21 protein-coding genes are annotated in these 22,476 nt (G+C 68.1%); 12 read left to right on the plus strand and 9 right to left on the minus strand.

The genetic code is table 11. The annotated features are described in order from the left end of the window. Positions 1 to 29: 29 nt before the first annotated feature. From O3I_RS42070 to O3I_RS42100, 7 genes are all read left to right on the plus strand, one after another. Positions 30 to 1,301 (plus strand): serine hydrolase domain-containing protein, encoded by a 1,272-nt coding sequence (locus O3I_RS42070; RefSeq protein WP_014989185.1) that lies wholly within the window; start codon positions 30 to 32, stop codon positions 1,299 to 1,301. 57 nt (positions 1,302 to 1,358) lie between these two features. Continuing rightward, positions 1,359 to 2,774, plus strand: a complete 1,416-nt coding sequence (locus O3I_RS42075; protein WP_014989186.1) for a cytochrome P450 — start codon at positions 1,359 to 1,361, stop codon at positions 2,772 to 2,774. 301 nt (positions 2,775 to 3,075) lie between these two features. Next, positions 3,076 to 3,981, plus strand: a complete 906-nt coding sequence (locus O3I_RS42080; RefSeq protein WP_063632420.1) for a L,D-transpeptidase — start codon at positions 3,076 to 3,078, stop codon at positions 3,979 to 3,981. Between the two features lie 225 nt (positions 3,982 to 4,206). Beyond that, positions 4,207 to 5,136: a carbohydrate ABC transporter permease gene (locus O3I_RS42085; protein WP_193364890.1), complete on the plus strand. Its 930-nt coding sequence runs from the start codon at positions 4,207 to 4,209 to the stop codon at positions 5,134 to 5,136. A 50-nt stretch (positions 5,137 to 5,186) separates the two neighbouring features. Beyond that, complete coding sequence (locus O3I_RS42090; RefSeq protein ID WP_014989189.1) at positions 5,187 to 5,999, plus strand: carbohydrate ABC transporter permease; 813 nt, start codon at positions 5,187 to 5,189, stop codon at positions 5,997 to 5,999. A 16-nt stretch (positions 6,000 to 6,015) separates the two neighbouring features. Beyond that, positions 6,016 to 7,344: an ABC transporter substrate-binding protein gene (locus O3I_RS42095; RefSeq protein WP_014989190.1), complete on the plus strand. Its 1,329-nt coding sequence runs from the start codon at positions 6,016 to 6,018 to the stop codon at positions 7,342 to 7,344. Positions 7,345 to 7,435: 91 nt separating this feature from the next. Then, the gene (locus O3I_RS42100) at positions 7,436 to 8,515 is read left to right on the plus strand and encodes an ABC transporter ATP-binding protein (RefSeq protein ID WP_014989191.1); all 1,080 of its coding nucleotides are present in this window, start codon (positions 7,436 to 7,438) and stop codon (positions 8,513 to 8,515) included. Between the two features lie 40 nt (positions 8,516 to 8,555). Here O3I_RS42100 and O3I_RS42105 read toward each other — a convergent pair whose 3' ends face one another. The 3 genes from O3I_RS42105 to O3I_RS42115 all read right to left on the minus strand — a co-directional run bounded on the left by O3I_RS42105 (position 8,556) and on the right by O3I_RS42115 (position 11,903). Beyond that, positions 8,556 to 10,574 (minus strand): M13 family metallopeptidase, encoded by a 2,019-nt coding sequence (locus tag O3I_RS42105; RefSeq protein ID WP_014989192.1) that lies wholly within the window; start codon positions 10,572 to 10,574, stop codon positions 8,556 to 8,558. 86 nt (positions 10,575 to 10,660) lie between these two features. Beyond that, positions 10,661 to 11,041 (minus strand): DUF397 domain-containing protein, encoded by a 381-nt coding sequence (locus tag O3I_RS42110; RefSeq protein WP_014989193.1) that lies wholly within the window; start codon positions 11,039 to 11,041, stop codon positions 10,661 to 10,663. Positions 11,042 to 11,051: 10 nt separating this feature from the next. Beyond that, positions 11,052 to 11,903 (minus strand): DUF5753 domain-containing protein, encoded by an 852-nt coding sequence (locus O3I_RS42115; RefSeq protein WP_014989194.1) that lies wholly within the window; start codon positions 11,901 to 11,903, stop codon positions 11,052 to 11,054. 135 nt (positions 11,904 to 12,038) lie between these two features. On the opposite strand from O3I_RS42115, the gene O3I_RS42120 reads away from it, so the two are divergent. Next, complete coding sequence (locus tag O3I_RS42120; RefSeq protein WP_014989195.1) at positions 12,039 to 12,542, plus strand: hypothetical protein; 504 nt, start codon at positions 12,039 to 12,041, stop codon at positions 12,540 to 12,542. Here the strand turns inward: O3I_RS42120 and O3I_RS42125 are convergent. Together O3I_RS42125 and O3I_RS42130 are read right to left on the minus strand one after the other, a co-directional pair. Then, positions 12,539 to 13,024 (minus strand): DUF4190 domain-containing protein, encoded by a 486-nt coding sequence (locus O3I_RS42125; protein WP_014989196.1) that lies wholly within the window; start codon positions 13,022 to 13,024, stop codon positions 12,539 to 12,541. The two genes, O3I_RS42120 and O3I_RS42125, sit on opposite strands and share 4 nt — an antisense overlap. A 129-nt stretch (positions 13,025 to 13,153) precedes the next feature. Beyond that, positions 13,154 to 13,927, minus strand: coding sequence for a pirin family protein (locus O3I_RS42130; protein ID WP_014989197.1), 774 nt, complete (start codon positions 13,925 to 13,927; stop codon positions 13,154 to 13,156). A 247-nt stretch (positions 13,928 to 14,174) separates the two neighbouring features. Between O3I_RS42130 and O3I_RS42135 the strand changes: the two genes are divergently transcribed. Further along, positions 14,175 to 14,675, plus strand: a complete 501-nt coding sequence (locus O3I_RS42135) for an NUDIX domain-containing protein (protein ID WP_041565014.1) — start codon at positions 14,175 to 14,177, stop codon at positions 14,673 to 14,675. A 63-nt stretch (positions 14,676 to 14,738) separates the two neighbouring features. Next, positions 14,739 to 16,046, plus strand: a complete 1,308-nt coding sequence (locus O3I_RS42140) for an MFS transporter (RefSeq protein WP_041565015.1) — start codon at positions 14,739 to 14,741, stop codon at positions 16,044 to 16,046. 46 nt (positions 16,047 to 16,092) lie between these two features. On the opposite strand, the gene O3I_RS43295 is transcribed toward O3I_RS42140, so the two are convergent. Beyond that, positions 16,093 to 16,671, minus strand: a complete 579-nt coding sequence (locus O3I_RS43295) for a hypothetical protein (protein WP_014989200.1) — start codon at positions 16,669 to 16,671, stop codon at positions 16,093 to 16,095. A 271-nt stretch (positions 16,672 to 16,942) separates the two neighbouring features. Between O3I_RS43295 and O3I_RS42150 the strand changes: the two genes are divergently transcribed. After that, positions 16,943 to 18,484, plus strand: coding sequence for a DUF4185 domain-containing protein (locus tag O3I_RS42150; protein WP_014989201.1), 1,542 nt, complete (start codon positions 16,943 to 16,945; stop codon positions 18,482 to 18,484). Positions 18,485 to 18,492: 8 nt separating this feature from the next. Here O3I_RS42150 and O3I_RS42155 read toward each other — a convergent pair whose 3' ends face one another. Together O3I_RS42155 and O3I_RS42160 are read right to left on the minus strand one after the other, a co-directional pair. Then, entirely contained in the window at positions 18,493 to 19,197 is a 705-nt protein-coding gene (locus O3I_RS42155) for a 5-oxoprolinase subunit B family protein (protein ID WP_014989202.1), read from the minus strand. Positions 19,198 to 19,201: 4 nt separating this feature from the next. Further along, positions 19,202 to 19,957 (minus strand): LamB/YcsF family protein, encoded by a 756-nt coding sequence (locus tag O3I_RS42160; protein ID WP_014989203.1) that lies wholly within the window; start codon positions 19,955 to 19,957, stop codon positions 19,202 to 19,204. Positions 19,958 to 20,161: 204 nt separating this feature from the next. Here O3I_RS42160 and O3I_RS42165 point away from each other — a divergent pair, with 204 nt between their 5' ends. Next, on the plus strand, positions 20,162 to 20,977 hold the full coding sequence (locus O3I_RS42165; protein WP_014989204.1) for a hypothetical protein: 816 nt from the start codon (positions 20,162 to 20,164) through the stop codon (positions 20,975 to 20,977). Here O3I_RS42165 and O3I_RS42170 read toward each other — a convergent pair whose 3' ends face one another. Beyond that, positions 20,978 to 22,438, minus strand: a complete 1,461-nt coding sequence (locus O3I_RS42170; RefSeq protein WP_041563219.1) for a CCA tRNA nucleotidyltransferase — start codon at positions 22,436 to 22,438, stop codon at positions 20,978 to 20,980. Positions 22,439 to 22,476: the final 38 nt, after the last annotated feature.

Raw genomic sequence — 22,476 nt, forward strand, 5'->3', positions numbered from 1 at the left:
GGTCAGGAGGTGACCTCATGGTTTCGGCAATGGCGGCAGGCGGCTTCGACGGTCGCGCCGAGCGCGGCGAACTCCTCGCGCCCCGGGAGATGCTGGTCGACCCGCGCTTCATCCGGCTCGCGGACCAATTCTTCGGCATGTTCGAACAACCCAGCCGCGGCGGCGGCGCGCTGGCCGTCTACCTCGACGGCAGGCCGGTGGTCGACATCTGGGGCGGCTGGGCCGCCAAGGACCGGCGCTGGAACGGCGAGACCGTCGCGCTGACCTTCTCCACCGGCAAGGGCGTCGCCTCCACCGTCGTGCACCGGCTCGCCGAGCGCGGCCTGCTCGACTACGACGCGCCCGTGGCCACCTACTGGCCCGAGTTCGGCGCGCACGGCAAGGCCGACATCACGGTGCGCGATGTGCTGTCGCACCGGGCCGGGCTGCATCGGGTGCGCGGCCTGGTGCCCGGCCGCGAGGGCATTCTCGACTACGCGGCCGTCGTCACGGCGCTGGCCGAGAGCCCGGCCGACCCACGCCGCATTCGCACCTCCGGCTATCACGCGATCACCTTCGGCTGGCTGGTCGCCGAGATCGTGCAGCGGGTGACCGGTGATCCGTTCACCGAGGTGGTGCGCCGCGAGATCGCCGAACCGCTCGAGCTGGACGAGTTCTGGTTCCGGGTGCCCGAAGCCGAGCGGTACCGGATCGCCAAGATCTTTCCGCACCTGAGCCCGCCCGGGATCCGCTGGAACACCGCGTCGTCGGTGCTGTCCTGGGTGCGGCCGATCCGCGGACTCGCCGAGGCGGGCATGCCGGAGAGCTTCGACGAACTGGTCCGCGACCCGCGGGTGCACGACGCGGTGATGCCCGGCTGGAACGGCGTCTTCTCGGCGCGCGCGCTGGCCAGGATGTACGGCGCGCTCGCCAACCACGGCACGGTGGAACTCCCGCAGCCCGGCGGCGGCAGCCGGACGGTGCGTTTCCTGCGACCGGAGACGATCGAGACGATCAACCAGGTGCAGCCCGCGGAGAGCCGGGATTACGTGCTCGGCCTGCCGCTGCGCTTCACCCTCGGCTATCACCGGCCGGTGCTGATGTCCAAGCAGCAGCCGCGAAAAGCGTTCGGCCACTACGGAGTCGGCGGGTCCGGCGCGTACGCCGATCCGGAGCTGGGCATGTCCATCGCGTTCGTCACCAACCGGCTCGGCAACGCGGTGACGGCGCTCGGCGATGCCAGGCTGGCCCGGTTGGCGGCGACGGCGCGGGCCACGGTGCGCAAGGCCAAGCCCGCGGTGGCGGTCGACGAGAGCGACTGAGCCACGCTGCGCGACCTCGAGGTCAGGTCGAACCTCAGCCGCGGCCGGTTCGTTGCTATGAGTATGGAAGAGGACGCCGCTGGTCCCGGCCCGGACGCGCCGCCGATACCGGTTGCGCGGCTACCGCGACCGCGGCCGTTGCTGTGGCACGCACTGCGGGCGGGCCTGGATTTCGACCGGTACTTCCGCTGGCGGCGGGCGCGCGACGGCGACCCTATCTATTGCGAGTTTCCCGGTATGGGGTCGGCGTTGTTCACGGGCACCGCTGCGGGCGCGCGCGAATTGTTCCGGGCGCCCGTCGACTCCGTCGAACCGCCGCGGCCCAATCCGATCGAGCCGCTGGTCGGCTCGGCGTCGCTGATCCTGGCCGCGGGTGCGCGACATCGTCGGGATCGGGCGCTGCTCACGCCCGCGTTCCACAGCACCCGAATCCGCGAATACGGTGCGCTCATCAGGGACGCCACCCGCGCGGAGCTGTCCGGCGACACAGGCCCGGCCTGGGTTCCCGGTGCACGCATCGATGCGCGAGCGGCCGCGCGTTCGATCACGGTACAGGTGATTCTCACCGCCGTGTTCGGCGTGCACACCGCACGGCACCGCGCCGAATACGTCGGCGCGATCGGTGCGTTCCTCGACGCGTTCTCCGGGCCGTTGATGCTGCTGCCGGTGTTGCGGCGCAAGGCTTTCGGCCTCGGGCCGTGGGACCGGTTCGTGCGGGCGCGGGCCCGGCTGGACGGGTTGATCCGCGACGACATCGCCCGCAGGCGAGCCGATCCGCACCGCCGCACGACCGATCTGCTCGGCCTGCTGCTGAGCACCCGGTACGACGACGGCACCGCGATCTCCGACGCGGAGCTGTGCGACGAACTGCGCACCCTGCTCGTCGCGGGGCACGAGACCACCGCGACGACTCTCGTCTGGGCGCTGTATCACCTGCATCGCGCGCCGCCGACGCTGGAACGATTACGCGCGGAACTACGGGTCATCGGGCGGGCGGCCGATCCGGCCGAGCTGGCGCGGCTGCCCTATCTGGACGCGGTGTGCCAGGAGACATTGCGGCTGCACCCCGCGGTGCCGATCGTGGTGCGCAGGCTGACCGCGCCGGGCACGCTGTGCGGGATCGCCCTGGCGACGGGCGACACGATGGGGATCGCGGTGCCGTTGCTGCATTCGGATCCTGCGGTGTGGTCCGCACCCGAACTGTTCCGCCCGGAGCGGTTCCTCGAACGCCGGTATCGGCCCTACGAATTCGCGCCGTTCGGTGGCGGGCATCGGCGGTGCGTCGGTGCGGCGCTGGCCGACTATGAGCTGCGAATTGCGTTGGCCACCATTATCGGCGACGTGCGGTTGCGCCTGCCGCAACGGTATGCGAACGGGCGTACGCCGATTTCGGTGCCGCACAACATAGCAACCGGTCCGCATCGACCGATTCTGTTCGACATCGTGAGTGATTTATGTCACGAAGATGTTTGATCGTGTCGGCGCGGCGGCCTACCAGCGGCGGTCCGCGGCGCAGCGGACTCGCCGACGTGACCGGTAACTTTCACTCAACCACCTGAAGGCGGACCGGCTACGTGACGGCTACCACACCGGGCGGTCTGCTCGAATCATTATGAAAGACAACTGGCTTCAGGTCACCCCGGGACGGTAGGAAGGACGGCAGGGTCGGGCCGTCAATACCCGTGGAGTGCTCTGCTGGCTCCCGGGCGAATGAGATCTTTGTTCACGCGCGCGTCTATACGTGCGCGCGAGAGATGGAATGGACGAGAAACCTATGCATGTCGCTTCGCACACCGGGTCGCCAGTCGCGCACCGCCGGGGAGCTCAGCTGTCCCGCCGGTTGCGCGCGGGCGCTCTGCTGTCCGCGACGATCGCGGCGGCCGGTGTCCTCCTGGTCGCCCCCGCGGGCGCCGAGCCCTTCCCCGGGTTCGGTTCCGGGTCCGCCGGGTCGGCGAACGAGCCGGCGCCGCAGCAGCCGAACTTCGCGCCGCCGTCGATCAACATCGCCGACGGCGAGGTCGTCGGGGTGGCGCAGCCGATCATCATCAACTTCAAGGAGCCGGTGCCCGACCACGCGCTCGCCGAGAAGTTCATCAAGATCACCTCGTCGAAGTCGGCGCCGGGCCACTTCTACTGGCGCGGCGACAAGCAGGTGCGCTGGCGGCCGAACGACTACTGGCCGGACAACATCGACGTGCAGGTGGAGGCGGGCGGCACGCGCAGCGCCTTCAAGATCGGCGACGCGTTCGTCAGCACGGCCGACGACAACACCCACACCATCACCATCACCCGCAACGGTGAGGTGGTGAAGACGATGCCGACCTCGATGGGCAAGCCCAAGCACGAGACCCCCAACGGCATCTATATCGTCGGCGAGCAGCTGCCCAAGATGATCATGGACTCGTCCACGTACGGTGTGCCGACCACCGACCCCGAGGGCTACAAGCTCGAGGTCGAGTACGCGACCCGCATCTCCAACAGCGGCATCTTCGTGCACGCGGCCCCGTGGTCGGTCGGCCAGCAGGGCAAGTCCAACACCAGCCACGGCTGCCTCAACGTGAGCACCGAGAACGCCAAGTGGTTCATGGAGAACTCGCGGCGCGGCGACCCGGTGGTCGTGGAGAACACCCAGGGCGGGGTGCTGAGCTCCAGCGACGGCCTGGGCGACTGGAACCCGTAGCTACTGCCACTTCTCGCACGAGGCGAGTCACGAGGTTGCGCTGAAGCAACCGGTGACTCGCCTCGTTTGCGTTTGCGGCCCGGCGAGCGTGCACTTTATGTGCATTTGGGGAAATCGGTGATCATTCTGTTGGTCGTTTGATTCACTGAGCGCGTGCTCGAGATGTTCAACAGGTCGGGGGGCAGCGTTAACCGGCTGTTTGCTCCTTTCCGTAGAGTGCGCGACGTGCGAATGCGGCCGGAGCGAGTTCTACCCCAACCGCGTGGACGTGGCTGGCGCGGCCGCCCCTGGCAGGACTACGCGCTGTTCCTCGTGCTCGTCGTCCCGAATCTGGCGCTGCTGACGCTGTTCGTCTATCGGCCGTTGATCGACAACATCCGGCTCTCGTTCTACGACTGGAACATCTCCGATCCGGTGGCCACATTCATCGGTGTGGCGAACTACCGCGAGTGGTGGGGCCGCACGGACTCCTGGGACATCGTCACCAACACCGTGGTGTTCACCCTGGCCGCGGTGGTCGGCAGCATGGTGCTCGGCCTGGCGCTGGCCCTGCTGCTGGACCGGAAGCTGTTCGGGCGCAACGTGGTCCGCTCGGCCATCTTCGCGCCGTTCGTGATCTCCGGCGCCGCGATCGGCGTGGCCTTCCAGTTCATCTTCGATCCGAGCTTCGGCCTGGTCCAGGACGTGCTGCACCGGATCGGCGTGGACAAGGTGCCGGACTTCTACCAGAACCCGCACTGGGCGATGTTCATGATCACCGTGACCTACATCTGGAAGAACCTCGGCTACAGCTTCGTCATCTATCTGGCCGCGCTGCAAGGGGTGCGGGCCGAGCTGATGGAGGCCGCGGAGATGGACGGCGCGAGCCGCTGGACCACCTTCACCAAGGTGTTGCTGCCGCAGCTGCGTCCGACCACCTTCTTCCTGTCGATCACCGTGCTGCTGAATTCGCTGCAGGTCTTCGACATCATCAACGTGATGACCCGCGGCGGACCGCTCGGCACCGGGACGACGACCATGGTCTTCCAGGTCTACGAGGAGTCCTTCCGCAACTTCCGAGCGGGCTACGGCGCGACTGTCGCCACCATCATGTTCCTGGTGCTGCTGATCGTCACGCTGATCCAGGTTCGCGTCATGGATCGGAACGAACAGTGAAAACCGCTGGGGTAGAGACCCGCTCGTATCGCAGGCGGCAGCGCGGCATCATGGTGCTCGGCTATGCGGCCATGGTGTGCGTGCTGATCATCGTCGGGGTACCGCTGTTCTGGATCTTCATCACCTCGTTCAAGGAACGCCCCGACATCTACGTGCAGCCCGCGGTGTACTGGCCGCACAGCTGGCGGCCGGAGAACTACTCCGACGCCACGACGACGCTGCCCTTCTGGACCTTCCTGCGCAACTCGCTGATCGTCACCGGCGTCGTCTCCGCGGTGAAGTTCGTGCTCGGCGTGTTCAGTGCGTACGGGCTGGTGTTCCTGCGCTTTCCGGGCAAGAACGTGGTGTTCCTGGTGATCATCGCGGCGCTGATGGTGCCGAACCAGATCACCGTGATCTCCAACTACGCGCTGGTTTCCCAGCTGGGCTGGCGAAACACCCTGGTGGGCATCATCGTTCCGCTCTGCGGCGTCGCGTTCGGCACCTTCCTGATGCGCAACCACTTCCTCTCGCTGCCCTCGGAGGTGATCGAGGCGGCCCGGATGGACGGCGCCAACTGGTGGCGGCTGCTCACCCGGGTGGTGCTGCCGATGTCCGGGCCGACCATGGTCGCGTTCGCGGTGGTCACCCTCGTCAACGAGTGGAACGAGTACCTCTGGCCGTTCCTGATGGCGGACGGGCCCGAGGTCGCGACGCTGCCGGTGGGCCTCACGCTGCTGCAGAACACCGAGAACCCGAGCGTCACCAACTGGGGGCCGGTGATGGCGGGCACGCTGCTCACGATGCTGCCCATCCTGCTGGTGTTCCTGGCGCTGCAACGTCACATGATCAAAGGCCTCACCTCGGGTGCGGTCAAGGGTTAGAAACAGGAGAAACCACGTGTCCACTTCTCAGTTCCCCGCGCTGTCCCGGCGCGGATTCCTCGGGCTGGCCGGCACGGTCGCCGCGGGTGCTGTGCTCACCGCGTGCGCGGGCACCGGCGGTGGGTCCGAGCAGTCCGGCGACTCCAACACGATCAACTTCTGGTCCAACCACCCCGGCAGCTCGAAAGACCAGGAAACCGAGCTGATCAAACGGTTCACCGAGAAGTTCCCGGACCTGAAGGTGAACCTGATCGACGCGGGCAAGAACTACGAGGAGGTGTCGCAGAAGTTCAACGCGGCGCTCTCCGGTGGTGAACTGCCCGATGTCGTGGTGCTCTCCGATGTGTGGTGGTTCAACTACGCGCTCAACGGTTCCATCGAACCGCTCGACGCGCACTTCGGTGCCGCGGGCGTGCAGCTCGACGACTACGTCGACTCGCTGGCCTCGGACTATCTGTTCAACGGCAAGCACTATGCGCTGCCGTACTCCCGCTCGACGCCGCTGTTCTACTACAACAAGGACGTCTGGGCGAAAGCCGGTCTGCCGGACCGCGGTCCGAACAGCTGGCAGGAATTCGACGAGTGGGGCCCGAAGATCCAGTCGGTGGTCGGCGACGGCAAGCTCGCGCACGGCTGGGGCGATGCGAAGAACTACCTGGCCTGGACCTTCCAGGGCCCGAACTGGACCTTCGGCGGCGCGTACTCCGATCAGTGGACGCTGAAGTTCACCGACCCCGGCACCATCGCGGCGGGCCAGTTCTTCCGCGACATGATCCACACCAAGAAGTACGCGGGCATCAAACCGCAGATCGCCGTCGATTTCGGCACCGGTGTCATCGCCTCGACCATCGCGTCCACCGGTGACCTCAAGGGCATCAAGCAGAACGCCGAAGGCAAACTGCAGTTCGGTACCGCCTTCCTGCCGCACCCGAACGGGCCCGGCGTCACCACCGGCGGTGCCGGCCTGGCGATTCCGGCGCGGATCTCGGACCAGCGCAAGATCAACGCGCTGAAGTTCATCGAGTTCATCACCAACCCGACGAACACCGCGTACTTCTCGCAGCAGACCGGGTACATGCCGGTGCGCAAGTCGGCCGTCACCGACCCGACCGAACAGGACTTCCTGGCGAAGAACCCGAACGCGAAGGTCGCCATCGACCAGCTGCCGCTGACCAAGTCGCAGGACTACGCGCGGGTGTTCGTGCCCGGCGGCGACCAGATCATCGGCACCGGCCTGGAACAGATCGGCCTGCAGAACGCCGACCCCGCAACGGTTTTCGGCAACGTCACCAGCCAGCTGCAGGCCATCATCGACCGGCAGATCACGCCGAAGCTGCCCAAGTAGAACCCCTGGTTCGTCGTGGCGGCGGGCACCCGGCGGCCCGCCGCACTGACCTGGGGCGCAATTCGATTCATCCGAGGAAAGGCCGACAACGATGGCAACCGTGCAGTTCGAGAGCGTCACGCACCTGTATCCCGGTGCGCCGACGCCCGCTGTCGACAGCCTGGACATCGACATCGCCGACGGCGAATTCATTGTCCTCGTCGGCCCTTCGGGCTGCGGGAAGTCGACCAGCCTGCGCATGCTGGCCGGGCTGGAATCGGTCGAGGACGGGCGCATCCTGATCGGCGGCAAGGACGTCACGGGGCTGCCGCCACGCGCCCGCGACGTCGCCATGGTGTTCCAGAGTTACGCGCTGTACCCGAATATGACGGTCGCGCAGAACATGGGCTTCGCGTTGCGCAACGCCGGCATGAACAAGGCCGACACCCTGGTCCGGGTGCAGGAGGCGGCCAAGATGCTGGAGCTGGAACACCTGCTGGACCGCAAACCCGCGAAACTGTCCGGCGGACAACGGCAACGGGTCGCGATGGGTCGCGCGATCGTGCGCAGGCCGCAGGTGTTCTGCATGGACGAGCCGCTGTCCAACCTGGACGCGAAGCTGCGCGTGAGCACCCGCTCCCAGATCGCCGCGTTGCAGAAGCGGCTCGGCACCACCACCGTCTACGTCACCCACGATCAGGTGGAGGCGATGACCATGGGCGACCGGGTCGCCGTGCTGCTCGACGGCAAGCTGCAGCAGATCGCTGCGCCCCGCGAGCTGTACGACAACCCGGTGAACACCTTCGTCGCGGGTTTCATCGGCTCGCCGGGGATGAACCTGCTGGAGGCGCCGGTCCGAGACGGGGCGGCGGTACTCGACGACCTGCGTATCCCGTTGCCGCGCACCGCGAAAACCGGTGATCGGGTGATCGTCGGCATCCGCCCCGAATCATGGGAGGTCACCACCGACGCCGACGGCCTCACCGTGGCCGCCGAACTGCTCGAGGAACTCGGCGCCGAATCCTTCGTCTACAGCCACGGCGTGGCCGAGGACTGGAACAGCCGCTCCGGCAAGGTGGTCGCCCGAGTGGACCGCCGTTTCCAGGTAGCACTCGGCGACCAACTCCGGCTCCGCCCCAAACTGGACGACGTCTTCTTCTTCGACGCCGACACCGAAGACCGCCTGCGCTGACCCCGCCGCGGGTCGCCGGGACCCGCGGCGGTGCACCGCATCACCAGATGCGGACGCGGGCCTCGGGGGCGAGATAGAGGGCGTCTTCGGGGGTTACGTCGAAGGCTTCGTGGAAGCTGTCGATGTTGCGGACCACCGCGTTGCAGCGGAATTCGGGCGGGGAGTGCGGATCGATGGTGAGGCGGCGGATGGCTTCTTCGGTGCGGGCCTTGGTGCGCCACACCTGGGCCCACCCGTAGAAGACGCGCTGCAGGCCGGTGAGGCCGTCGATCACCGGAGCCTCGGCGCCGTCGAGGGAGATCTTGTAGGCCTGCAGGGCGATGGACAGGCCGCCGAGATCGCCGATGTTCTCCCCGATGGTGAATTCGCCGTTCACGGTGTGCTCGTCGGACAGGGCCTTGGGCGAGAGCACGTTGTACTGATCGATCAAAGCCTTTGTCCGCTTACCGAATTCGGCACGGTCGTCGTCGGTCCACCAGTCGACCATGTTGCCGTCGCCGTCGTACTTGGCGCCCTGATCGTCGAAACCGTGCCCGATCTCGTGACCGATCACCGCGCCGATACCGCCGTAGTTGGCGGCGTCGTCGGCGTTCATGTCGAAGAACGGCGGCTGCAGGATCGCGGCAGGGAAGACGATCTCGTTCATGCCCGGGTTGTAGTAGGCGTTCACGGTCTGCGGCGTCATGAACCATTCGTCGCGATCGACCGGGCCGCCGAGCTTGTTCAGGTCGCGGTCGTGGTCGGCGGCGTAGCCGTTGCGGTAGTTGCCGACCAGGTCGGCCGGGTCGATCCGCACATCGGAGTAGTCCCGCCACTTGTCCGGATAGCCGATCTTCGGGGTGAACTTCTCCAGTTTGGCCAGCGCGGCCGCCCTGGTGTCGGCGCCCATCCAGTCCAGCTGCGCGATATTGCGCCGATAGGCCTCCTGCAGGTTGGCGACCAATTCCACCATCCTGGCCTTGGCCTCGGGCGGAAAGTGCTCGGCCACATACAGTTTGCCGACGGCCTCGCCGAGCAGGTCCTGTACCAGCGAGACACCGCGCTTCCATCGCTCGCGGATCTCCTCGGCGCCGGTGAGCGTGCGTCCGTAGAACGCGAAGTTCTCCGCGACCAGGTCGTCGGTGAGATACGGTGCGCGCGAACGCAGCAGCCGCCACGCCGCCCAGGCCTGCCAATCGGCGAGCGACTCCGCCGCCCACACCTGCGCGAAGGTGTCCAGGTAATCCGGTTGCCGGACTACGACTTCGGCGAACGCCTCGGGCCCCGACGCGGCCACGTGCTGCGCCAGCGCGGAAGTCCATGCCGCCCAATCGAACTCGGGGTGATCGGCGACGAGTGCGGCGAAGGTGGTCAAGTTGTAGCTGCGCTCCGCGTCGCGACGGCGCACCACGTCCCAGTGCCCGGCGGCGAGCTTGCGTTCGAGTTCGAACACCCGCTGCCCCACGGTGTCCAGATCCTGCGGCAGCAGTTCGGCGATCCGGGGATCGGCCGCGGCGAGGGCGAACATGCGGCCGATGTGCGCGATGTAGGCGCTGCGGATCTCGGCGTGTTCGTCCTGGCGGTAGTACGACTCATCGGGCAGCCCGAGGCCGGACTGGGTGAGCTGCACCAGGTAGCGGGTGGAGTTCTTGTCGTCGGTGTCCACGTAGAACCCGACGGCGCCGCCGACGCCGGTGCGCTGCAACCGGCCGAGCAGGGCCGCGAACGCGCTACGGTCGGCGACCTCGTGGATGGCGGCGAGTTCGGCGGAGATCGGGGCGAGCCCCGCGGCGGCGACCGTCTCGGTGTCCATGAAACTGGTGAACAGATCGCCGATCTTGCGTGCGTCGGTGCCCGGCGCCGCGGCTTCGGCGGAGGCCCGCTCGATGATCGCCTGCACGTCGCGCTCGGCCTGGTCGTACAGGGTGCGGAAGGCGCCGTCCACCGCGCGGTCGGCAGGAATCTCGTAGTCGTCCAGCCATTTGCCGTTGACATGCGCGAACAGGTCGTCCTGCGCCCGTACGCCCTGGTCGAGATAGGACAGATCAATGCCGGAAGGACTGGTCAGCTCGGAAGTCACGCTATCCAGTATGCCCACGGACGGGCGGTGCGCAGGTGAGAGTCGGCCCCCCGGCCACGGTGGGCCGGGGGTGCGGGTGGCTGCGGTCAGACGGTCTGCGCGACGCGGTCGAACTCGCCGTCGTGCGCCCCGAGCAGGAAGGCCTCCCACTCGGCGGGGGTGTAGCTGAGGACGGTGTCGCCGTGGCGCAACGTGGTGTGCCCCTCGGCGGTGGTGGCGGCGATCAGGGTGCCCTCGGTTCGCCGCCGCGCCCGCAGGTCGTCCAGGAATGCGGTCCATTCGGTGGCGGTGACGGTGATGACGGGCTCGTCGGCGGGGTGGTTGGCCGGATCGCGACGGTATTTGCTGTCCCGGACGAGCACCGCAGCACCATCGAAACGGACCTCGACACATTGGTTGCCGTTGTTGGACCGTGTCGAAGTGAACCAGCCGGTGGGAACTGACCGGTGGGTAGGGGTGGTGGCCATGGGCAGGATTTTACACGCCGGCATAGGCTCTGATCAGGGTCGATGACTCGTCACGGTCCAGCGATTGTTCTTGTGCGCGAACGTAAGCGAAGCTGAGATCGCGCACCAGATCCGGGTCGTCGACCGCCCCGCCGAACACCGCGCTCTCGGCCCAGCCGAAGGTCGGCAACTGCTCGCCCGCGAAGTCGACCAGATGGAAACTGGACCCGCCGAGCACCGCGCCCGCGGTGGCGGCGAACGGGATCACCCGCACCTCGACGGTGTCGAGCTCATCGATCAGCTCGGCCAGATGGGTCAGCTGCCCGCGCAACACCTCGGGCCCGCCGGTCTGCTGCAGCAGGGTGCCCTCGCCGATCACGGCGGTGAGCTCCACCGGCTCGACACCGCGCAGTCGTTCCTGTCGGCGCATCCGGATCGAGACCAGCTGCTCCACCTGCACCGGACGGATCATCACGTCGGCGCTGATCAGGGCGCGCGCGTAGTCCTCGGTCTGCAACAGGCCCGGCACCACCAGGCTGTCGTAGCTGCGGATGCTCTGCGCGCCGAACTCCATGCCGTACAGCCGCTGCAGCTCGGGGCCGATCAGCGCGGACGACCTGGCCCACCACCCGCGCTGCTTGCTCGCGTCGAGCAGGGCGAGCAGTTCGGCCCGCTCCTCGGCCTCGACCTCGAGCAGTTCGAGCACCGGGCCGATGGTGTTGGTGGTCAGTACCCGCCGGCCCTTTTCCACATGCGACCAATTGGCCGGGGTGAAGCCGACCCGTTTGGCGAAACCCGCCGAGTCGAACCCGCGTAGTTCGCGCAGCTCCCGCAGTCGCAACACCAGTTCCCAGCGGGCAACGGTAGGCGAGACGGGTGCCATGACAGGCGATCGTACGCGCGGGCGCAGCACCGGCGTGTGACTATTGTCAATAGTGACGCACCGCACTATGGTCGGGTCTCAGCGGTCGATTCACTCCCACTTCACACGATCCACCCGCATCGAGGCAGGTTCGTCATGAGTTTGTCCCGCACCGAATCCGACGGTCATCCGGGCGTCCCGGACTACACCGCGATCCAGGATGCGCTCGCCCGCTGCCGCAGCTACCGCAAGGACCACGGCCTCTACGGAATCGTCGACCCGGCGCTGGGCCGCATCATGCTCGAGGTCGGCGCGGTCGGCGCGGTGGTCATGCCCGCCGCGCTCGGTCAACGGGTACGGACGCGGCTCACCGAGACGTCGGCCGAGGCGCGGCCGGGGCCGATCATCGCGCATCCGCGCTCGTCGCGCTGGACCTTCCTGACCGGCCCGACCGACAACTCCTACCTCGACACCACGCTGTTCGCCGACCTGTTCCGGGTCTGCGCGTCCGTCGCGCTGCCGGGCAGCCACGTCGTGCTGCCCTCGCCCACCGACGAACACACCGGCTACCGCAACTGGATCGCGCCGCCCGAGCACGACTTTCGCCGCGAGATGGGCGAGGTGCTGGCCGCTACCCGGGCGTGCGCGAGCGGCGCCTAGCGCGGTGTGGGCGCGGGCGGCGGGGTCAGCGTGATGCTGAACCGGTCCTCGAGATTCTGGTTCCAGTCCCGCTCACACTGGTCGAGCTTGGCCTGGTCGTTGCCCGCCTTGCTGACGCAGTCGATGAAGTCCTTGCCGCCGGAGTCGACGAAGAAGCTGTAGCCGACGACGGCGAGCACGCCCGCGATGATCATGCCGAAGATGCCGAGCACCAGGCCGCTGATGGCCATGCCCGAACCACCCGCGCGGCCCGAGCGGGCCTTGACCGCCGCGATGATGCCGAAGATGAGGGCGAAGACGCCGAACAGGAAGCCGCCGATCACGGTCCAGCAGGTGAGCAGCGCGAGGATGCCGAGGACCAGCGCGGTGATCGCGAGGCCCTTGCCCTTCGGCGATTCCTGCCAGTACTGCCCGGGTTGCTGCCCCGGCGGCGGGTATCCGGGAGGTGGGGGATATTGGCCTGGAGGCGGGTATTGCGACATGGATTTCCTCTCCGGGGTGCGCAGGGATCGCCTACTGATCGCCCACGCTACGGGCGGATGTTAATAAAGTCGGGCATATCGACCACAGCCGGACGGATGTCGACCCGCGCGCCGCGCACGCCCACGCGCCTACTGCGCCCCCAACCGGGCGTGCATCTCCCACACCAGAATTTCCGAGGGCCGCCGGGCGCGCACGCGCTGACCACCGGTCCGGGTCAGCCGGACCGCGTCGCCCTCGTCCAGGGTGCCGACGCCCTCCATGTCCACCTCGCCGCGCGCGACGAACACGTGCAGATACGGCGCGTCGGGCAGGTCGATCGTCTGCTCGGGGTCGCCGGACATCCGCGCCACGTGCAGCGCCGCATGACTGCTGTTGATGGCGATCGCGGTGCGGTCCCGGTAGCGTGGCAGGCCCGCCGCCACCGTCACCAGGCCGCCGCCGGCCAGCGCGTCATCGATCTCGAGCTGCTGATACCCCGGGGTCAGGCCGGGTTCGTCCGGCACGACCCACATCTGGACGAAATGCACCGGCTCGTCGTGTTCGGCGCCGTCGAGCCGCCACGAGTCGTTCTTCTCCGAGTGCAGGATGCCGGTGCCCGCGCTCATCCGCTGCGCGAGACCCGGATAGATCACACCGCTGTGCCCGAGCGAATCCTGGTGCACCAGACTGCCGCCGAGCACCCACGTGACGATCTCCATGTCCCGATGCGGATGGGTGTCGAAACCCTGACCGGGCGAGACCACGTCTTCGTTGTTGACGAGCAGCAGGCCGTGATGGGTGTTGTCGGGATCGTAGTGTTCCCCGAACGAGAAGGAGTGCTTCGAATCCAACCAGGAAACCCGCGTCTTCATGCGGTCGCCTGCTCGATGGACGTCGATGTGTGGTGTCGTGAGTGTGGACATCATGGTCCTCCTCTCGGGCCCGTGCACCGATCACCTTTCAGGGTAGGAGCACTTCCGTGGCGGTACTCCACATTCCTAGTAAATTGTCCTGCACTCGGCATTTTACGCGAGCGACCAGCGGGTGAACGCCAGGCGAGCAGAACCGACCGGTCCGCGCGACCGGCGCCCGGTGCACCCCCGCGGCCTGCCGTTTCCGGGCCGGATTCGTAACATGATGTGCCGCAACGAAACCGGAGGTGACGACGGGATGCGACCCGAGACGCTCACGAACCTCGAGCGCGGGCTCCGCGAGCAGGCCCGGCGCGACGGCATCGCACATTTCGTCGTCGGGGTCGCGGTGTTCCGCGACGGCAAACTCCTGGTGGTGCGCCGGGTACCCGACGACTACCACGGCGGCATGTACGAACTACCCGGCGGCGGTGTGGAATCCGGCGAGACCTTCGCCGAGTGCGTGCACCGGGAACTGTTCGAGGAGACCGGCCTGCGGGCCCGGGTGATCACCGACTTCCTCGGCGGCTTCGACTACGCGACCAGAACGAAGTCCAAGGTGCGCAAGTACAGCTTCGTGGTCACCACCGAGCCGGGGGAGGTGGCGCTGGCCCCCGGCGAGCACGACGCGTTCGCCTGGATCGACGCCGAGGTGCTCGCGCACCTGCCGATGGCGCACGACATGCGAGCCGCGGTGAGCGCTCTGGTCAGCGACCAGGCCCTTCGCGCTGATTCGGCGCGGCACGGCCCGACCCACTAACCTCGCGGCGTGCCCACTGGTCGCTCCGAGAGCTCCACACCCGCGCCCGAGCGGCCGCTCCCGCTGCGGGACGCGCTGCGCGAGAGCCCGGGCGTGCTGCGGCTGGCGGTGGTGCGCTTCGCCGGGCAGTTCGGCGAGGGCATGTTCCAGGCGGCGCTGTCCGGCGCGATCCTGTTCAATCCCGAACGCCAGACCGACCCGTTGGCCATCGCGGCCGGTTTCACGGTGCTGCTGCTGCCTTATTCGTTGATCGGACCGTACGCGGGCGCGCTGCTCGATCGCTGGGATCGGCGAGCCGTGCTGCTGGTCGCGAACGTGCTGCGCGCGGTGTTGATCGGGGTGGTGTGCGCGGGGCTGCTCGCCGGCATCGGGGAGACGCCGCTGCTGTTGCTGGCCTTGGCCGTGGTGGGGATCAGCCGGTTCGTGCAGTCGGGCGTGTCGGCGGCGTTGCCGCGGGTGCTCGCGCAGGAATGGCTGGTGCCGATGAATTCGGTGCTCGCCACGGTGGCGTCGGGGTGCGCGGCGCTCGGCGCGGCCACCTCGGTCGCGGTGATCGGGCTGATCGGGGCGGGCGATTTCGGGTCGGCGGTCGCGGTGGCGATCAGCGGGATCGGATCGGTGCTCAGCGCGCTGCTGGCGGCCGGGTTCGCGCCGCGGGTGCTCGGACCGGAACCCAGCGTGGCGGCGAAGCACGACAGTGCGGTGCACGCCATCCTCACCGGCTTACGCACGGGCGCGTCGGCGGTGTGGGAGTCGAAGCAGGTCACGACGGCGATGCTGGGCATCGGCACGCATCGGATCGTGTTCGGCACCAACACCTTGATCATGGTGCTGGTGCTGCGGCAGACGCCCGCCGCGGGCTCGGGTCTGAGCAACGGCCTGCTCGGTTTCGGCGTGGCCATCGCCGCGACGGCGGCGGGAATGCTGGCCGCCGCGGTGGTCGCGCCGCTGCTGATTCCGCGACTCGGGCGGCCGCGCACGGTCGTGCTGGGGCTGATCTGCGCGACCGTGGTGCAGCTGACGCTGGTCACGCCGATCGCCATCGCCGAGGCCGGGACGGCGGCCCAGCATGCGCATCGGCTGCTGCTGGTCGGTGCGTTCCTGTTCGGCCTGGCCGGGCAGACGATCAAACTGGCCGGCGACGCGACGATGCAGATAGATATCGACGATGCGCGGCGCGGTCAGGTGTTCGCGTTGCAGGACACCGTATTCAATATCGCGTTCATTGTCGCAATCGCCGCGGCGGCCGCGGTTATTCCGGATGACGGACGCTCACTGCCGGTGATTGTGGCCGGCGCCGGAATCTATTGCGCGGGTATTGTCGCGATCTTGGTGAATACCCGGCGACGGACCGAGCCGAAGTTCGGCTGACCCGCTCAACAGGAAATTACCGAAACAGCGCGGAATTCCTGACGTTTCAAGCAATGGTGGGTGCTCGGCCGGGATCACCTCCGGTGCGATTCGTCCACTGGGTCAGATAGTCGGGCAGGTCCGTGTGATCGGTATGCGGCAGGTTGTCCGGGGCGGTACCCGGCGGTTTCACCTCGGTGTGGATGGCGGGCGGATGAAAGGTGGCCGGGCGCATCGTCTCGAAGGGCGGCTCCACGGCACAGGGGACGACGGCCGAATCCTGCTGGGCGACATTCGGGTCCGGTGCCTGCGGCCCTTCGGCCCCGAACCCGTCGGTGCGGTGGATCCAGTTGAGCGGCTCGTCGACCGCGTCGGCCGTGGTGCCGGTGACGTGGTGGTTCCAGGTGCCCAGGCCGGTGGGATCGGTATAGAAGTGGTCGAGCACCCCGTCGTCGTTCAGGTCCAGGGCCGCCACATCGGCGATACCGAGACCGGCGCTGTCCCACAGGGCATCGTCGGTCAGACCGTCGCCGTCGAAGTCGAGTTGTACTGCGTCACCGGGACTCGCCAATGACAGATCTGCCGCGCTGGTCCAGACGTGCGGGGGGCCGACGCCGGTACCGAAGACGTACTCGATCTCGTCCATATTTGGTTGGACGCAGCCGACCGGCCATCGGTTCCGTTAATTCGCCACAAATAATTTCGATGACGAGGTCCGGCATTGCGGCGCGCCGGTCCGGTACGTTGATCTCGCTTCGCCCCGATTCGGCAGTGTGTCAACGAGTTCGAGAGGGAGTCAACGCGACATGGCTTTTCCGGCGATGATCTTCGCTGCGGTGCAGCACCTACTATTCGGTGGGTGGGGCACCATGTTGTACCCGCTCACCGAGATCTCCGACTAGCTCGCGCCCGACGCGATGCGCCGGCTCGGCCGCAAAACCCCTTGTGTACCGGCACTGTTCGGTGTGTTGCTCAGCGGCGTGCTGACCGTGCCCGCGCAGGCGGGGCCGCTGCCGTGGGCGCCGTCGCCGGTGAACAGTTGCGGCGAAGCAGGATTCGATCCGCGCCTGCGCGACCCCGATCCGGCACTGCCTCCGCCACCGCCCGTCACCCTGCCCGAGCAGATCGATATCCCGATCCCGATACCGCGGTTCGTGCCGGTACCGGTGCCCGGTCCGCCACAGCGCGACGTCCGGATCGATCCGCCGCCGCTCGCGCCGGACCCGTGCCACACGCCCTGCCCGGACGTCCGTGACATCGCAGCGGAGCCTGAGCCCGTCGCACCCCCGGCGCCACCGGGATCGGGTGCGCCGATCCCGTTGCCGCGCATCGTGATCAGGCCGGAGATCGAGCCGATTCCGGTCCCGGTACCCGAGGGCCCGGCGCCGGAACCGATACCCGCGCCACCACCACCGGTGACGTATCCGGCGGAATCGGGCCCGCTCGCGCCCCCGGTGGACGCGCCCAAGGTGCGCGCGGTTGAGCTGGCCGGGCAGGTCACCGGGCACGGCTCGCCGAATCGCACCGACGTGCGCTGGCAGGTGGACGGCACCGACCTCGGCGTGCTGTGGGAGACCAGACCCGGCGAGGTCGCCGTGGCGTTCGGCGACACCTTCGGCAAGGGCTGGGTGACCGGCGGCGCGGGCCGTGAGGATCAGGACTGGCGCAGCAACGTGCTCGGCTACAGCACCGATCGCGACCTGTCCGACGGGCTCTCGCTGGACCGCATGGTGCAGGACAGCAGGTGTCACGCCGCCGAGATCCTGAGCAGCCGCAAGATCAAGAACTGGGAAACCACGACCATCCCGACCTCCGGCTTCGCGCTGGGCGAGCGGCAGTACCTCAGCTACATGTCGGTGAATCGGTGGAGCCGGATTCCCGGCCTGTGGCGCAACAACTACGGCGGGCTGGCCTACTCCGACGACCACGGCCGCACCTGGACCAAGGATCCGCACGCGAAGTGGGACAACGTCTTCGGCGCCGGACGCTTCCAGGTCGCGGCGATGGTGCCGCACGGCGACCACGTCTACATGTTCGGCACGCCCAACGGACGACTCGGCGTGATCGGATTGGCCCGGGTGCCGAAGCGGGACGTGCTCAACACCTCGGCCTATCAGTACTGGGTGAACGGCAGTTGGGAATCGGCGGCCGAGAACCAGGCCACCCCGCTGGTCGCCGGTCTGGCCGGCGAGGTGTCGGTCCGGTTCGACCCGGGCACCGAGCAGTGGCAGATGGTGTACCTCGACCTCGCCCGCGGGGCGATCGTGCTGCGCAATGCCGCCCAGCCGCAAGGACAGTGGACCGAGGCGGTGCCGTTGCTGTCCACCGCCGACTACCCGACGTCCTACGGCGGCTTCCTGCATCCGTGGTCGACCGGCCGGGACCTGTACTTCACCATTTCGGCCTGGCAGACCTACAACGTGTATCTGATGCACGCGCAATTGGATTCGCCGCGCTGACGGTGCGCTCAGCCGTCGACGTCGACGAAACGAACGCGATCGCCCACCCGGATCAGCGCGGGCGGCTCCCGGTCCAGATCCCACATCCGCAGCTCCGTCGTGCCGATCAGCTGCCAGCCGCCGGGCGTGCTGCGCGGATACACCGCCGAGTAGCCGCCGGCCAGTGCGACCGCACCGGCGGGGATGGTGGTGCGAGCCCGCGCCCGGCGGGGCACGCTCAACCGTGCGTCGTCGGACGCCAAATAGCCGAAGCCCGGCGCGAATCCGATGAACGCGCACTGCCAGATCGTGCCGGTGTGCGCCGCGACGACCTCCGCCTCGGTCAGCCGCAGCAACCGTGCGACCTCGGCGAGGTCGGCGCCGTCATAGCGCACCGGCACGACGAGCGGTTCGTCGGGAGAACTGTTGTGCGCCAGTGTTCCACGGGAAACATCCCTCGAATCCTGGCCTGGCCCAGGCTGTTGCAGTGCGGACAGCAGCGAATCGAGCGCGTGCCGCACGGCTGCCGCGTGCGCCGGTGAAAGCAGCGTCACCAGCACGGTTTCCGCCGCGGGCAGCACGTCCTGCACGCCCGCGAGCGGGTGGTGGCGCAGTGCCTCGACGAGTTCGACCACCTCGGTGCGATGCGACAGCAGCACCAGCAGCGCTCGATCACCCGCCGCGCGGATCCGCGGATCCGCAGCCACCGGGTCGGTTGCCGACGTGCGATTCATCCGCTCAGCCGAACGGCGCGACCGGCACGCCGGCCTCGTCGAAGGCGGCCCGGATACGCCGGGCCATCTCGACCGCCGCCGGGGTATCGCCGTGCACGCAGAGGCTGGCGGCCTGCACCGGCACCGTGCCGGAGCCGTCGACGATCTTCGCCGCGCCCGAGACTGCGATCGACATCGCCTGGGCGACAGCCGCATCCGCGTCGAGCACCGCACCGGGCAAGCCGCGGGGCGCCAACGTGCCAGCGGGTGTGTAGGCGCGGTCGGCGAAACCTTCACCGACGAAACGCACTTCGGCCGCTACCGCCGCCTTCTCCAACTGGGAGCCGGCCGGGCCGAGCAAGGCCAGCTCGCCGTCGTATTCGGCGAGTGCGGCCAGCACCGCCTCGGCCAGGGCGTGGTCGCGGCCGGCCGAATGATAGAGCGCACCATGCGGTTTCAGGTAGCACACCCGAGCACCAGCGGCCTTGGCGAACGCGTCGAGGCTGCCGATCTGATACAGCACCTCGTCGCGCAGCTCGGCCGGATTCATCGTGATCTCCCGGCGGCCGAAACCGGCCAGGTCGCGGTAGCCGACGTGGGCGCCGATCCGGACCCCCTTCGCGACGGCCAACTCGCAGGTCCGGCGCATGATCGAGGGATCGCCGGCGTGAAAGCCGCAGGCGATGTTGGCGCTGGTGACGATGTCGAGCATCGCCGCGTCGTCACCCATCGGCCACGGGCCGAAACCCTCGCCGAGGTCACTGTTCAGATCCAGCGGCACCTTCGGGCCTGCCTTTCTTTACTGCTGCCATTGCCTCACCCTTATTGTCCTCGTCCGCGCATCGCCAAGGGATCGGCGGCCCGGCTCGCGAGAAAGGCGCAGGTCGGCGCCACAGCGCGCGGTAGATAGGCGGTGTCGAGCGGGGCGAGCTGGGTCACAGCGCGATGGTCGGGGCCGGGGCGGGCAAGTACGCTCGGAGCAATCATGGCCACGTATTTCGATCCGAAGTCCTGGTCGCCGTTGCGAGCCGTCGATCTCGGCAAGCGCCTGTTCGATCAATCCTGGCTGGAGCAGTGGGTCTCGGTCACCACCGCCTGGGTGGATCCGGTCGTCGACCTCGGTGCGGGCACCGTCACGGCGTTGCTGCCCGATGTCCTGATGACCATGCTCAGCGAGGGCATCCTCAGCCGGTTCGGCGGGCAGGAGGTGAACGCCACCCTGCTCGGGCACGACCTGCACGCCACGCTCCAGGTGCTGAAGGTCCGGCGGCGCGGCGCGCACTTCCAGACCAAGACGGTGCTGTCCCGGCTCCGCTGGGACGACCACCCGATCGAGGCGGTGACCGTGATCGCGCACGAGGTGCGGCTGATCCCCGGCGTGCCGACGAAGGTCCGCGCCGGGCGGATGGACCTCGAGGGCACCGTCACGACCGCGGCACTGGTCGGCTGGCTGAACACCCAGCCGCTGGACTGGGTGCTGGAGATCGAGGACAACGGGCTGGTCCGCGCGAAGCACCGCACCCGCAAACTGACGGCCGTGGTCGACGCCGCCGTGCTCGACAACCGGGTGACCATCGACCTGCACCGGGTCAGCTGGTTCGGCCTGCGGATGCCGCGCCGGATGGTCGCCGCGCCCGCGCTGCTGCTCGAACAGCTGCCGAATCAGGCCCGTATCGCCCACGCCACCAGGGACGGCGACCTCGTCCGGTTCCGGGTGGAACTGCCCGAGATCACCGGCTCGTTCGACCTGGCGCAGATACGGTCCGCGATCGTCGCCGGGACCACGCTGATCGTGTTCTGATCAGCCCTGCGCCCGCCACCACTCCCGCAGCGCGGCCTCGGCCTCGTCCCTGGTCATCGGCCCGCGATCGAGCCGCAGCTCCTTGAGGAACCGCCACGCCTTGCCCACCTCGGGCCCCGGCGGCAGGCCGAGCAACTCCATGATCGCGTTGCCGTCCAGGTCGGGCCGGACCTTGGCCAGGTCCTCCTGCTCCTGCAGCCGCGCGATCCGCGCCTCCAGCTCGTCATAGGTGGCGCGCAGCGCGGCGGCCCGGCGCTTGTTGCGCGTCGTGCAGTCGGCCCGGACCAGTTTGTGCAGGCGGGGCAGCAGCTCATCGGCGTCGGTGACGTAGCGGCGCACCGCCGAATCGGTCCACTGGCCCTTGCCGTACCCGTGAAACCGCAAGTGCAGGAAGACGAGCCGGGCCACGTCCTCGGTGAACTGCTTCGGATACTTCAACGCCCGCATCCGTTTGCGCACCATCTTCGCGCCGACCACCTCGTGGTGGTGGAAGCTGACGCCGCCGCCCGGCTCGTTGCGTTTGGTGTCCGGCTTGCCGATGTCGTGCAGCAGCGCGGCCCAGCGCAGCACCAGATCCGGATCGCCCTCCTCCAGGTCGATCGCCTGCTGCAGGACGGTGAGCGAATGCCAGTAGACGTCCTTGTGCTGGTGATGCTCGTCGATCTCCAGCTTCATCGCGGGCACCTCGGGCAGCACCCGCTGCGCCAGGCCGGTCTCGCACATGATGTTGATGCCGTCGATCGGATGCGCGCCGCCGATCAGCTTGTCCAGTTCGACCCGGACCCGCTCGGCGGTGATCCGATCGATCTGCTCGGCCATCTCGGTGATCGCCGCCCGGACCCGCGGATGCAGTTCGAAACCGAGCTGCGCGACGAACCGCGCCGCCCGCAACATCCGCAGCGGATCGTCGTTGAACGAATCCTGTGGTGCGGCAGGGGTATCCAGTAGGCCGGCGAGCAGCGCGTCCATCCCGTTCAGCGGGTCGACGAAGTCGAGCGTGCCGTCGGCGCCGATGCGCACCGCCATCGCGTTCACCGTGAAATCCCGGCGCACCAGGTCGTCTTCGAGCGAATCGCCGAACGTCACTTCGGGATTGCGGGACACCCGGTCGTAGTTGTCGGAGCGGAACGTCGTGATCTCCAACTGCTGGCCGGATTTCGACCCGCTCACCGTCCCGAACGCCAAGCCCCCGGTATCCCACAGATGATCGGCCCAGCCGCGCAGCAGCTCCTGCACCTGTTCGGGGCGCGCGTCGGTGGTGAAATCCAGGTCGGTGCCCAGCCGGCCGAGCACCGCGTCGCGCACACTGCCGCCCACCAGATACAGCTCGTACCCGCGGGCCGCGAACATCTCGCCGAGCGGCGTCAGCACATCGGACAGCCTGCCCAGCGTCACCGCCGCGGCAGCCAGCAATCGGGTACGTCTATCCAGCTCTGCGTCCTCGGACTTGGGCGAAACCACGAATCGGCAGCTTACTGTGCTGACCTCGCCGCGCCTGC

This window comes from Nocardia brasiliensis ATCC 700358 (genome assembly GCF_000250675.2).
Classification (GTDB): Bacteria; Actinomycetota; Actinomycetes; order Mycobacteriales; family Mycobacteriaceae; genus Nocardia; species Nocardia brasiliensis_B.

Bases quoted from the DNA above. Each gene is read 5' to 3' on its own strand.
- O3I_RS42150 (WP_014989201.1), top strand. From the start codon at position 16,943: ATGCGCCGGCTCGGCCGCAAAACCCCTTGTGTACCGGCACTGTTCGGT.
- O3I_RS42165 (WP_014989204.1), top strand. From the start codon at position 20,162: ATGGCCACGTATTTCGATCCGAAGTCCTGGTCGCCGTTGCGAGCCGTC.
- O3I_RS42070 (WP_014989185.1), top strand. From the start codon at position 30: ATGGCGGCAGGCGGCTTCGACGGTCGCGCCGAGCGCGGCGAACTCCTC.
- O3I_RS42090 (WP_014989189.1), top strand. From the start codon at position 5,187: ATGGTGCTCGGCTATGCGGCCATGGTGTGCGTGCTGATCATCGTCGGG.
- O3I_RS42155 (WP_014989202.1), bottom strand. From the start codon at position 19,197: ATGAATCGCACGTCGGCAACCGACCCGGTGGCTGCGGATCCGCGGATC.
- O3I_RS42075 (WP_014989186.1), top strand. From the start codon at position 1,359: ATGAGTATGGAAGAGGACGCCGCTGGTCCCGGCCCGGACGCGCCGCCG.
- O3I_RS42120 (WP_014989195.1), top strand. From the start codon at position 12,039: ATGAGTTTGTCCCGCACCGAATCCGACGGTCATCCGGGCGTCCCGGAC.
- O3I_RS42080 (WP_063632420.1), top strand. From the start codon at position 3,076: ATGCATGTCGCTTCGCACACCGGGTCGCCAGTCGCGCACCGCCGGGGA.
- O3I_RS42100 (WP_014989191.1), top strand. From the start codon at position 7,436: ATGGCAACCGTGCAGTTCGAGAGCGTCACGCACCTGTATCCCGGTGCG.
- O3I_RS42125 (WP_014989196.1), bottom strand. From the start codon at position 13,024: ATGTCGCAATACCCGCCTCCAGGCCAATATCCCCCACCTCCCGGATAC.
- O3I_RS43295 (WP_014989200.1), bottom strand. From the start codon at position 16,671: ATGGACGAGATCGAGTACGTCTTCGGTACCGGCGTCGGCCCCCCGCAC.
- O3I_RS42115 (WP_014989194.1), bottom strand. From the start codon at position 11,903: ATGGCACCCGTCTCGCCTACCGTTGCCCGCTGGGAACTGGTGTTGCGA.
- O3I_RS42130 (WP_014989197.1), bottom strand. From the start codon at position 13,927: ATGTCCACACTCACGACACCACACATCGACGTCCATCGAGCAGGCGAC.
- O3I_RS42135 (WP_041565014.1), top strand. From the start codon at position 14,175: ATGCGACCCGAGACGCTCACGAACCTCGAGCGCGGGCTCCGCGAGCAG.
- O3I_RS42110 (WP_014989193.1), bottom strand. From the start codon at position 11,041: ATGGCCACCACCCCTACCCACCGGTCAGTTCCCACCGGCTGGTTCACT.